Source organism: Desulfomarina sp. (assembly GCF_054039375.1).
Genome location: NZ_JBPLBA010000055.1, coordinates 23879 through 35760, shown reverse-complemented (window position 1 = coordinate 35760; position 11882 = coordinate 23879). Strand labels below are relative to the sequence as shown.

The following is an 11882-nucleotide window of genomic DNA, read 5'->3' as shown; positions in this document are numbered from 1 at the left end:
GTACGGGACATGATTATGGGAATACCTATTCTTGCACATTTAAGTACCATGTCCGAGGTGAGTCTGCCTGTTGTGTAAATGGCTCCGCGGGGTGTCGCCCTGCCCAGGAGGATTGCTCCCAGGACTTTGTCAACGGCGTTATGGCGTCCGACATCTTCGAAAAATACCTGGAGCCGGCCGTTCTGCCAGAGTCCGCAACCGTGGACACAATGGGTGTCCTGTCCGAGGGTTGATGTGTGCAGGGCCTGGCGGATAAATGATCTGATTTCAGGGAAGCCGATTGCATAATCCTGCAGCGGTTCAAAGGCATCTTCCAGCATCTCTTTTGAAATTTTTCCGGTTCCTCCGCAACCGGAGGTAATGATAACCTCTTTGGGTTCGGTAATCTCAACATCAGCGTAAACAGCTATTCTGCCCTCCGGGCAGACATAGATTTCTTTGATTTCCGCCCCGGTCTTGATATATCCCTGGCCAAAAAGAAAACCGGCTCCGAACTCTTCCAGGCCGATGGGCAGAACCATGGATGAACCGATTGTTTCATCATTCAGAGCAATTGAGTACGGGGTCTCGATGGCCAGTTGTTCTTCCTGCTCTCTGTGGCCGTCGGGAGAAACAACTGTAGTTGTATGGGTGAGGGTCAGGGCAGTGCTGCCGGATTGTTTCTTGCTCATATGGATAAAAATTATTTATAGTGGACTCGAATCCGTGACGGTTTCGTGATTATTTTTGAGATCAGGATTGAGAAAACTGATATAAAATTATAATCAGGGACATTTGCAATAATCAAGCGGGTGCTCACGGATTCAGGGTGGAGAAGGATTCAAGTGGATGATACCCTAAGAAGTAACTGATCACAGGGGCAGCAACTTTATGATTTTATTGCCTCTGAACTGTAATTGCTCACAGGTGCCACAGATTTTTACAGGCTCTTTTGCTCGCTATAGCCTACCTATGCGGACAAAAGAGACCGTGGAAAGCTGCGGTACCTGTGAGTAATTACCCTAAGAAATGTTGTCCTCTATTGCAAGTGAGAACTTGCTTCGGGCAGAAAACAACCCGCTCAGGTGGGGAGAAGTGAACAAAAAAGCCTGTGAGCAATTACGGATAATGTCCTGTTACCCTGAGAGTTGTCAATGAAAAATTGGTTGACTGGTGTCGCTTTTCTATATTTTTTCCTGTCTGTCTGTCTGGTGTGGGCAGGACGTCAGCCGGGTATCCGGCCTATCGTTCTCGGACAGTCCTGTGCATTGACGGGACCGGCCAAAAATCTTGGGATTGAGATGCGCGCAGGGCTTCTGGCCGCATTTTCCCGGATAAATGATGGCGGAGGGATCCGTGGTCGTGAAATTATCCTGATCAGCCGGGATGACGGGTATGAACCGGATAAGGCGGTGAAAAATACAAAGGAACTGATCTATGATGATCAGGTTTTTGCCCTGATAGGGGCAGTAGGAACGCCTACTTCAAAAGCGGTTGCTCGTATTGTTTCCGATGCGAAGATTCCGTTTTTTGCCCCGTTTACCGGAGCGGAATTCCTGCGGAAACCTTTTGAAAAATATGTTGTCAATGTAAGGGCCAGTTACTTTCAGGAGATGGAAAGACTGGCATCTTATCTGATTGATAAAAAAAAGCTGACGAGAATTGCCTGCTTTTTTCAGAATGACAGTTATGGTTTCGCCGGATTGAAAGGAATTGAAATCGCCCTGGCCAGGCGGGGGATGGCGCTTGTCTCCAGGGGGAGTTATGAACGAAACACTGTCGCTGTTATGGGTGGGATGCGGGATGTCTACAGGGGGCACCCCGAGGCTATTGTCCTTGTTGGTGCCTACTCTGCATGTGCGGAGTTTATAAAGCTGAGTCAAAATAAATATTCTGATGAGGTGCTGTACTGCAACATCTCCTTCGTGGGTACGGAAAGCCTGCAGGAGGCCCTGGGAGGGTACGGGGAAGATGTTGTCGTCTCTCAGGTGGTCCCCTCGCCCCATGACAGGGATACGGTACTGATAAGAGATTTTCGGCAGGATATGACGAAATATCAGCATGATGCGACCATCAGTTTTACTTCTCTTGAGGGTTATATCGCCGGGAAACTGTTCGGAGAGATTGCCTTGGCCGTACAGGGGGAGATAACGAGGGAAAAGTTTATTTCCACCATGGAAAACATCGGCTGTTTTGATTTGGGCGGCATCGTTCTCAGGTTTGGTCCGGGTGATCACCAGGGAATGGATACCATTTATCTTACCCGGATTTTCCCGACTATCAGGAAACTTGATGAAACCCGTTGACTTCGGCAGATCCTTGCTCTCACCTATTCTTACCCGGATCACCCTGTCCTCTGCTCCTTTTTATGCTTCCCTGGTGGTTGTTACTTCACTCAGTCTCTTTATTGGTGCTTTCTGGGCTGTCAACGAGTACCAGGCATACAGGGAAAGTGTAGAGAATATACGAAATAATTATCAACATCAGTATGAAGTCAGAGTGAAGGAGGAATTGGAAAAAGTCGTTGATTTTATCGATTTCAGACGTTCCCAGAATGCCATGCGGGTTGAGCGTGATATCCGGGAACGGGTCCAGTCCGCCTATACTATTGCTTCCCATCTTTACAGGTTTTACAAGGATGAAAAAAGTGTTGATGAACTGCGTTCCATGGTCGCGGAAATACTCAGACCCATCCGCTGGAATAATGGTCGTGGATATTATTTTGCCGGAAGAATAGGGACCGGACGTATTGATCTTTTCAGTGATGAACCGTTTTTTGAGAACAAAACAGCCGTTCAGTTTAAGAAAATAACCGGCCAGGATCTGATAGGGGACATTATCACTCTTGTCCGGGAAAAGGGCGCCGGGCTCTACAGGTACAACCTGGTGAAGCCGAAATTTTCCGGGAAAAGTTTCGGGAAAATTGCTTTTGTAAAGCATTTTGAACCGTTTGACTGGTTTATCGGTGCCGGAATGTATACGGATGATTTGGAATGGGAGCTGCAGCAGGATATCCTTGACAGACTGCAGAACATGAAATTCGGTAAAGACGGAGAAGTATTCGGTTTTCGTTTTGACGGCACAATAATCTGTAACAGGGACCGGCGGCTGATCGGAAGATCAATTAAAGATCTGGTCGGCAGTGACGGTCAGGCCTATGGCCTGACTTTTCTTGAAGTTGGCCGGCAGGAGGCGGGAGGTTATGTTTCCTATGCCGTAGACCGTGGACAGGAGTCCTCCCGGCAGAAACTGGGCTATATCAAAAAGTATGGTGACTGGAATTGGATACTTGGTACTTCCATGTTCATGGATGCCATGGAAAAGGCAATTGCGGCAGAAAGTGAAACCTATCAGCGGATTTCTTTTGAAAATGTTTTTATATTTATCATTCTCTACTGTATTGCTGTCTCTTTTCTTCTTCTCAGCACCTTTTTTTATTCCCTGAAGATACGGGAGGGAATCAGTCTTTTTATCGATTTTTTCCGACAGGCCGCGGATTCCAATGTGAAAATCAGGAACGAGAGCCTGACCTTCAGGGAGTTTGAAGACCTGGGGCGTCTGGCAAATATCATGGTGGAGAACAGAATTAAAAATGAACTTCTTCTTCATCGGGATGAGCTTCGTCTCGATACTCTTCTGCGGCTGGGCATGATGGAACAGTATTCCCTGCAGGAAAAATATGATTTTGTTCTGCGACGAATTGTACAGATCACCCGCAGCGAGGAAGGATATCTCTGTCTTGTTAAAAAGGGAGAGGTGGAGATTCGTTCCCTGGTTTTTCTGGAGGGTGGTGATTCAGCGCTGAAAGAGGACTTCCATTTTGTTAGCCGGCCCATTGGTAGTGCAGGGTTACCCGGGCAGTGCCTGCAAAAAAAATCGGCGGTTATAGTCAATCAGGAGGGGCGACTTGAAGACGGAGAAAAATACCCCTACAATTCTGTTGTTATCCGGCATCTTGATGTGCCGATTTTTAATGATGGAGCCATAGTCCTGGTTGCCGGAGTCTGTAATAACCTGGAACCATATGATAATTCTGATGTGAGGCAGATGACCATGTTGCTTGAGGGGATGTGGCTCCATGTCCTGAAAAAGCGTTCGGAAGAGGAACTGGCCAGACTCGAGCGTCAGATTATTGCGGTCAGTGAAGAGGAGAGAAGTAATATCGGCAGAAATCTGCATGATGACCTGGGCTCCCACCTCACCGGAGTTGAACTGCTCAGCAAGGTACTGCAGCAGAAACTGGAAAAAAATGTGCCGGAAATGGCGGAACAGGTCGAAATGATACGAAACCTGATACGGGATGCCATAGAAAAAACCAGACGTCTTTCCCGGGGACTGTATCCTGTCCATGTGGTGGAGTATGGCCTCGAGTCTGCAGTTGAGGAGTTGATGGTGGAAGTGGAAAGCCTTTTCCATGTTCAGTGTGTTCTTTCCTGTGAGGATGAAGGAGAAAAGCTCCAGGCCAGTCTTGCCACTCATCTCTATTATATCATACGAGAAGCAGTCTTTAACGCAGCCAGACATGGCAAGCCGGAACATATTGGGGTCTTTATGGAATTTGCAGTTGGCCGGTTTTCGGTTAAGATTGTGGATGACGGGCATGGTTTTGGCTGGAAACCCAAGGGAAGCGGTATGGGGTTTCATACCATGAAATATAGAGCCAAGGCCATAGGCGCTGAACTGACCATTGATTCTGATACGGTCAGAGGTACAATTGTTTCCGTTTCAGGTGAGGTGTTTGAATGAAATTAAAGGTGCTGATTGTTGATGACCATCCTATTTTCCGTATGGGAATGGCGGAGTTGCTTAATCAGGAGAAAGATCTTGAGGTCTGTGCTCTTGCGGAAGATATTATTTCCGCCCGCAAAGCCTTTGTTGAGCATGAACCCGATCTGGCCATTGTTGATATAACCCTTGCCGGAGACAATGGTCTGGACCTGGTGAAGGAAATTTCGGCCTGGCAGAAACCTGTGCCCGTTCTTGTCCTTTCCATGCATGATGAATCTGTCTGGGCTGAACGGGCTATCCGTGCCGGTGCGAGGGGATATATTATGAAGAGGGAGGCAAGTGAAACGGTGATTGCCGCTCTTCGTAATATTGTTTCCGGCAGAATCCATGTCAGTGAAAACATGATGGCCCTGATGCTCGATAAATTCCATGGACGACAGGGACGAGGAGCTTCAACGGTTGACCTGCTAACCGATCGGGAGCTTGAGGTGTTCAGACTGATTGGTGGAGGGCTGGCCACACGTGAGGTTGCAGCACGGATGAATCTGAGTATCAAGACAATAGGCACTTATCGGGATCGGATCAAACAGAAACTCTGTATCAAAACCAGTGCCGAGCTGTCAAGGCGAGCAGTTCTCTGGACGGAAAGGGAACATTTGTGAGCAATTACATTACAAATCCGGTGACAGGTTACGTTTCGTCGGATAGGTAAAATACCTACAACCTGCTGTTTTTCACCTACATAATAAAAGGGGTTGGTCTGATTTCGGTTTTCGCTGGAATACCCTATAATGACTCACGATTACACTTCAAGAACATTCATTTTGACTTGTCGGTGAATGCTTTCAGGTCTTTTTATGGGGGTAGGATTACAGCAAATGACCACTTTTCCCGGATGCCTGCTGATCGAAAAAAACAATACTGAACCGGAAATTATTGCATCGGAATTTCGGCTTGACTCCGGCAATAAACCGGTTTTTACAATCGATTCCTCTGGCACCGTATTGCTGGCCGGTGGTTTCCCTTCCTTCTTTTCTCAATCCGCATTCCCTTTTTCGGTAACCCTGCAATTGAATCACGACAGAACCAGTCTTGACGGGGACGGTCTGTTGCGAATTGCCCTGGCGGAACGCAGACGGCTGGACAGTGTTTTCTGGCACAGTTATATCAGTGAGGTTGATACCCGGGTTTGTGTTATCGGCACTCAGGCCGCCCATGTGGAAAAATTTCTTGATACCTATGGCGGCGTGCTGGATATTGAACCACTGCTGCTGCAGGAACTGCATCCGGAGATCCCCACTGCAGCAGATCTGCGTATTGCAGGAAATGACAATGGATTGCGGCTTGAATACGATGTCAGGTTACCCCTGTCAGTCCGGGAGTGCACCTATTGCGGGGCCTGCGGGCCGGTTTGTCCTGAACGCTGTATTTCTCCCCGTCTTTTTCTGGATCTGTCCAGGTGCAGTCTCTGCGGAGAATGTGAAAAGGTCTGCAATACGAAAGCCATTGATATCAATCGTATTGAAGAAAGGGTTATGACTGTTCCCGCTCTTATCATTCTCGACGACAGCAGGCTTGAAGTCGAAGAGGGTGTTGCAAATGTCTATTACGAAAATGAGCTGGAAAAGTTTTTCTCGACCCTTTTTTCCTGCCAGGTGGATGAACCGATTGTCTGGGATGGTTCGGTCTGTCAATACAGCCCCCGGCTTGATGCCGGGTGTGACCTCTGTGTTCGAAGTTGCAGCTATGGCGCTGTGAGCCGGGGCGGGGATGGAATAGCGATCAATTCTTTTGCCTGTGAGGAATGCGGCGCCTGTGTCGGTGCCTGCCCTACCGGGGCCCTGCAAAATGGAAAATTTAACGATCCAGCTTTTGTCAGTTTTTTTGAAACTGTCGATTTCGCCCGAGGGACGACTGTCGTTATTGGCAGTGAGGAACAGCTCCATGAGCTCTGGTGGCAGAGTGGAGGACAGCGTTATGACAACCTGTTTTTTCTTGAATATCCTGGCTCTGCCAATTTGTCACTGTTTCATTTTCTTTTTCTGCTTCTCAGGGGGGCAGGCCGGCTTGTGCTGCTCACCGGAAATCAGGAAGGTAGGGAACTTCGGAATCAGGCGGGGCTAGCCAATTCCCTTGTAACTTCGCTTTATGGCGGAGGACAGCGGATTTTTTTAAGCAACGTCGGAGAGGCAGAGAAACTGTTTGCCGGACTTTCACCCCTTGAGCGGATTGAAGAAGGAAAGGATACGGGGGGATACACGAATCGCAGAAAAGAACTGGCAGAAGAGCTGAAAAGACTCGTTGCCGGCAGTGGAAAAAGTGGTACTGTCCGGCCGGAGACGTCTCTGGCTTTTGCCACCCTTTCCTGTGACAGTGATCGCTGCACCCACTGCCTTGCCTGCCTGAACGGTTGTCGTATCGGAGCGTTATCCGGCGATGAGGAGAATCTTTCTCTGAATCATGTGGGAGTGATGTGTATCGGCTGTGGGCTCTGCGTTCAGATCTGTCCTGAAAATGCGCTTGGACTGGCACCGGAATTTACCCTGAACAACGATTTTTTCACGCCGGAAATATTGGCAAAAGCTGAAGCAATGACCTGCAGGAGTTGCGGAAAGGTTTTCGGCACCCGCAAGAGCTATGAGCGGGTTATGGCTATTCTTGCAGAAAAGGAAAGTGTTGATACGACACATTTTGAATATTGTGAGACCTGCAGGGTAGTCAGGCTTTTTGAGGATTAAATTATGGACGACCAGATAGAGCTGTTTCGTGTGCGCCTCCGTTTTCTGGATCTAGTAAAATCTTTTTTCCTGGGCCAACCCGATGCTGAGAAAATCAGCCGATGGCGGGGAACATTTTCCGCAATGGCCCGGGAGCGGATCAGTCCCGCTTTTGATCAGGCGGTCAGGGAGCTGCTGGAAGTGTTGAACACCAGGGCGGAGAACACGTCAAACCTGTCAGATCTGCAGGAGGAATACTATGCACTTTTCATGGATCCCTTTGAAGGAAGTCCTGTTAACATGACGGTATCCCACTACCTGGACGGCAGGAATTTTGGACAGAGCCTGGTGGAAATAAGAGGGTTGCTTCATGAGGCGGGAATAGCCAAAGATGAAGCAGTAAAAGAACCGGAGGATTCCCTGGTCGTTCTTCTGGATGCCTACGTGGCTCTGGTGGAGGAGGAGCAGAGAGGTGATAAAAGTGAAATTTCAGGGCGGTTGCAGGTGCGGCTGCTGGAAGAGTTTCTTCTGCCGTTTCTGGAAAAATTCAATCTGGCCCTGGAAAAGAATGAACGGGCAAATTTTTTTCGTGTCTGCGGCCGTTTTCTCAGGCAGTATTTTGAGTTGGAGAAAGGACTGATGGTCGGCGGCAAAAAGTGATGAAAGCCTGAGCTGGAGTGAAAATTTCACTGCACAGGAGGTTTTCAGATTAAAAAGGAGGGTATGCGATGAAAAAGGAACAGGACAGTCGGCGTTCATTCCTCAAGCACATGCTGGCGGGAACGGCCGCTGTTGCCGGGACTGCAGCCGTTGTCAGGTCGGTGAAGGCAAAATCGGTTTCGGTGGAGAATCAGGGTGATGAAATCCTTTACCATGAGAGCGAGAGTTTCAAAAAATATTACAAAACACTGCGCTCGTAAAATTGATATGGCTGACCGGTAATCCGGGTTTTTGTAAACATTTTGCAACAAAAAAACCTATTGAAAAGGAGAACAGTATAATGGCCAGAAGCAAAATAAGGAAAAATTCCGGGGGCGATATCACCGGCGAAGGTCGCAGGATGACCTTGAATCCAAAACTTGCCAGGAGATCATTTTTAAAGCTGTCCGCCGCAACGGCCGCCCTGAGTGGAGTCGCGATGACCACCAGGCTGACAACCAGGGCGATGGCTGCTGAACGGAAGCAGCCGTATATTGGCTCAAAAAAGGTCAGGACGGTTTGTACATACTGTGCCGTAGGGTGCGGGATTGAGGCGGAAGTTCATAACGGGGTGTGGGTACGTCAGGATGTCGCCCAGGATCACCCTGTTTCCAGGGGAGCTCACTGCTGTAAAGGAGCAGGGGCGATCGACATGGTGACCAGTGAAAAGAGGTTGAAAAGCCCGATGAAGCGGGTCAACGGCAAATGGACTACGCTCTCCTGGGACCAGGCTATTGATGAAATCGGTGCAAAACTGCTTGATCTGCGGGAAAAGGACGGCCCGGATGCGCTTCATTTCAACGGCAGCGCTAAAGTGTCCAATGAGATGGCTTACCTGCACAGGAAATTTGCCGCCTTCTGGGGGACGAACAATATCGACCACCAGGCTCGAATCTGACACTCCACAACGGTGGCAGGTGTCGCCAATACTTGGGGTTACGGGGCCATGACCAACAGCCTGAATGACATCAGGCACGCAAAAAGTATGATTTTTATCGGTTCGAACGCAACGGAAGCTCACCCGGTTTCCATGCAGCATATTCTCCATGCGAAAGAGGTGAACAACGCGCCTCTTATTGTGGTTGATCCGCGATTCACAAAACTTGCGGCCAAGGGTACGGATTATGTTCGTATTCGTCCCGGTACCGATGCGGCTTTCATGATGGGGCTGATCAACGCCATCATCACCAACGGATGGGAAGACAGGGAATTTATCAGAACCAGGGTCGCGGGTTATGAGGAGATGGTGGAGGTGGCCTCTCACTATACTCCGGAAGCAGTGGAAGATATAACCGGTATTCCGGCAGCCGAGGTGACAAGAATTGCAGAAATTTTAGCCAATAACCGTCCCACCAGTCTCACCTGGTGCATGGGTGGTACCCAGCATTCAATCGGTTCTTCCATTACCCGGACTTTCTGTATTCTCCAGCTGGTTCTCGGTAATATGGGAAAATCGGGTGGCGGAACCAATATCTTCCGCGGTCATGATAATGTCCAGGGTGCAACGGACATGTGCATTCTTTCCCATAGTCTGCCCGCCTATTATGGTCTGTCTGACGGGGCCTGGAAACACTGGTGCCGTGTCTGGGATGTGGACTATGACTGGATGGTCGGCAGATTCCCTGCGAAAGAGTGGATGAATAAAAAGGGTTTTACCCTGGCTCGCTGGTATGAAGGGGTTCTTGGTGAAGAGAAGATAGAATCCCCCAGTGCGGTCAAGGCAATGATTCAGTGGGGCTGTGGTTCCAATTCAAACTCCCAGTATAATCGCGTGGTAAGGGCACTGAATAAACTGGAGCTGCTGGTTATTGTTGATCCCTTTCCCACCATTGCCTCGGCAGTGACCAAAACAGACAATGTGTATATCCTGCCCTGTTCAAGTCAATATGAGACTTCCGGTTCCGTGACCTCCACATCCCGCCAGATTCAGTGGCGAAACAAGGTCGTGGATCCAATCTATGATTCCAAAGATGATTACCAGATAATGGAACTGCTGGTGAAACGACTGGGATTTGACAAGGAGTTTTACAAAAATATCAGCCAGGTACCGGAGGATATCACACTGGAGCTGGGTTCCGGTTCTCTGACCATCGGTTATAATGGCCAGACGCCTGAACGGATCAAAAAACATATGGAAAACTGGCATACCTTTGATATCGATGATCTCCAGGCCAAAGGTGGCCCCTGTGACGGAGATTATTACGGTATGCCGTGGCCCTGCTGGACGACGGAGCATCCGGGTACGCCGATTCTCTACGATGTATCCAAACCTGTTGCCAAAGGCGGCCTGCCGTTCAGGAACCGTTTTGGACTGAAGAAGAAGTATGATTCGAGCGGCAGGACTGAAAACCAGCTGGCGGCCGAAGGTGTGTATAATCCGGGCAGTGAGGTAAAGGGTGGTTATCCCGAGTTCAAGGATGTTGTTCCGGGCACCAACTGGAAAACCGATCTTTCCCAGAAGACCCTGAAAGAGGCCATCAGAAGGGGAATGGCACCTTTCGGTAACGCCAGGGCACGCTGTGTCGTCTGGAATTTTCCGGATCAGGTGCCGATACATCGTGAACCGCTTCATTCTCCACGTCCGGATCTGATCACCAGGTATCCGACATATGAGGATAAGCCGAATCATTATCGGGTGCATACCAGATATAAAAGTGAGCAGGATCCCGAACTGGTGAAAAAATATCCCTATGTCATTACCACAGGTCGAATGGTTGAACATATGGGAGGAGGGGCTGAGACTAGAAGTTCCAAATACCTTGCCGAACTTCAGCCGGAAATGTATGTGGAAATTAATCCGCGTCTTGCCAACAACCTTGGAATTCGTAAGGGTGATATGGTGATCATTGAATCCCCTGAAGGTGCGAAGATAAAAGTCAGGGCCAAGATCACAAAACGTGTTGATGAAAAAACGATCTTTTTGCCATTCCATTTTGCCGGAACGCTTATGGGTGAATCGTATGAGAAGGATTACCCTGAGGGGCACGCACCGTTTGCTGTCGGTGATCCCGGCAATGTCGTTACCAATTACGGCTATGACATCATCACCCAGATCCAGGCTACCAAGGATGGTCTGTGTAATATCACCCGTGCCTGATCGGCCCGTGGATGAGGAGGAATAAACTATGGCAAGAATGAAATTTTTATGTGATGTGGAGCGGTGTATAGACTGCAGTGGTTGTGTTGTGGCCTGTAAAGAGGGAAACCACGTTCCCGTGGGTGTTAACCGGCGTCGTGTAATTACCCTGAAACAGGGGGAGCCCGGAGAGAAGTCAATCTCCGTTTCCTGCATGCATTGTTCTGACGCACCCTGTATCGCTGTCTGCCCGGTTGATGCCATTTATCAGCGCGCTGATGGAATTGTGCTGGTGAATAAAAAAACCTGTATCGGTTGTGGTTATTGCTTTATGGCCTGCCCCTTCGGGGCACCGCAGTTTCCCAAGGGCAATGTTTTTGGCGCAAGAGGTGCCATGGATAAATGCACCTTCTGTGCCGGTGGTCCGGAAGAGACATTCAGTAAAGAGGAGTATAAACTGTACGGACAGAACCGGATCGCAGAGGGAAAACCGCCCCTCTGCGCGGGAATGTGCGCGACCAAGGCTCTGCTGGCAGGTGATGCGGATATTGTAGCCGATGTGTACCGCACCAGGGTGTTTCAGCGTGGTTCGGGTGTCAATGCCTGGGGCTGGAACAGGGCCTATAAGAAAAAATAGCCTGGTTGGTTTTCTGTCCCCGCGATCCCGGTCTGCCGGGGGCCGC

Annotated in this window: 9 protein-coding genes; 8 read left to right on the top strand and 1 reads right to left on the bottom strand. The window is 49.2% G+C overall.

Going from position 1 to position 11882, the window contains the following annotated elements:
• The coding region (locus ACXLDX_RS03115; RefSeq protein ID WP_457575730.1) for a formate dehydrogenase accessory sulfurtransferase FdhD at positions 1–671 on the bottom strand (671 nt) is incomplete at its 3' end.
• A gap of 462 nt (positions 672–1133) precedes the next feature.
• Here ACXLDX_RS03115 and ACXLDX_RS03110 point away from each other — a divergent pair.
• From ACXLDX_RS03110 to fdh3B, 8 genes are all read left to right on the top strand, one after another.
• On the top strand, positions 1134–2285 hold the full coding sequence (locus tag ACXLDX_RS03110) for an ABC transporter substrate-binding protein (protein WP_457575729.1): 1152 nt from the start codon (positions 1134–1136) through the stop codon (positions 2283–2285).
• Entirely contained in the window at positions 2272–4725 is a 2454-nt protein-coding gene (locus ACXLDX_RS03105) for a cache domain-containing protein (RefSeq protein WP_457575728.1), read from the top strand. The genes ACXLDX_RS03110 and ACXLDX_RS03105 overlap by 14 nt, the downstream gene beginning before the upstream one ends.
• Positions 4722–5369: a response regulator transcription factor gene (locus ACXLDX_RS03100; protein ID WP_457575727.1), complete on the top strand. Its 648-nt coding sequence runs from the start codon at positions 4722–4724 to the stop codon at positions 5367–5369. The genes ACXLDX_RS03105 and ACXLDX_RS03100 overlap by 4 nt, the downstream gene beginning before the upstream one ends.
• A gap of 216 nt (positions 5370–5585) precedes the next feature.
• Positions 5586–7445, top strand: coding sequence for a 4Fe-4S binding protein (locus ACXLDX_RS03095; protein WP_457575726.1), 1860 nt, complete (start codon positions 5586–5588; stop codon positions 7443–7445).
• 3 nt (positions 7446–7448) lie between these two features.
• Positions 7449–8084, top strand: a complete 636-nt coding sequence (locus tag ACXLDX_RS03090; RefSeq protein ID WP_457575725.1) for a TorD/DmsD family molecular chaperone — start codon at positions 7449–7451, stop codon at positions 8082–8084.
• A gap of 68 nt (positions 8085–8152) precedes the next feature.
• The gene (locus tag ACXLDX_RS03085; protein WP_457575724.1) at positions 8153–8344 is read left to right on the top strand and encodes a twin-arginine translocation signal domain-containing protein; all 192 of its coding nucleotides are present in this window, start codon (positions 8153–8155) and stop codon (positions 8342–8344) included.
• A 140-nt stretch (positions 8345–8484) separates the two neighbouring features.
• Positions 8485–11220, top strand: coding sequence for a molybdopterin-dependent oxidoreductase (locus ACXLDX_RS03080; protein WP_457575731.1), 2736 nt, complete (start codon positions 8485–8487; stop codon positions 11218–11220).
• Between the two features lie 28 nt (positions 11221–11248).
• A complete protein-coding gene (fdh3B, locus tag ACXLDX_RS03075) occupies positions 11249–11836 on the top strand; it encodes a formate dehydrogenase FDH3 subunit beta (RefSeq protein ID WP_457575723.1) in 588 nt (195 codons plus the stop codon).
• The last annotated feature ends 46 nt before the right edge of the window (positions 11837–11882 follow it).

Coding starts and splice junctions, on each gene's coding strand:
- ACXLDX_RS03110 (WP_457575729.1), top strand. CDS start 1,134: ATGAAAAATTGGTTGACTGGTGTCGCTTTTCTATATTTTTTCCTGTCT.
- ACXLDX_RS03105 (WP_457575728.1), top strand. CDS start 2,272: ATGAAACCCGTTGACTTCGGCAGATCCTTGCTCTCACCTATTCTTACC.
- ACXLDX_RS03100 (WP_457575727.1), top strand. CDS start 4,722: ATGAAATTAAAGGTGCTGATTGTTGATGACCATCCTATTTTCCGTATG.
- ACXLDX_RS03095 (WP_457575726.1), top strand. CDS start 5,586: ATGACCACTTTTCCCGGATGCCTGCTGATCGAAAAAAACAATACTGAA.
- ACXLDX_RS03090 (WP_457575725.1), top strand. CDS start 7,449: ATGGACGACCAGATAGAGCTGTTTCGTGTGCGCCTCCGTTTTCTGGAT.
- ACXLDX_RS03085 (WP_457575724.1), top strand. CDS start 8,153: ATGAAAAAGGAACAGGACAGTCGGCGTTCATTCCTCAAGCACATGCTG.
- fdh3B (WP_457575723.1), top strand. CDS start 11,249: ATGGCAAGAATGAAATTTTTATGTGATGTGGAGCGGTGTATAGACTGC.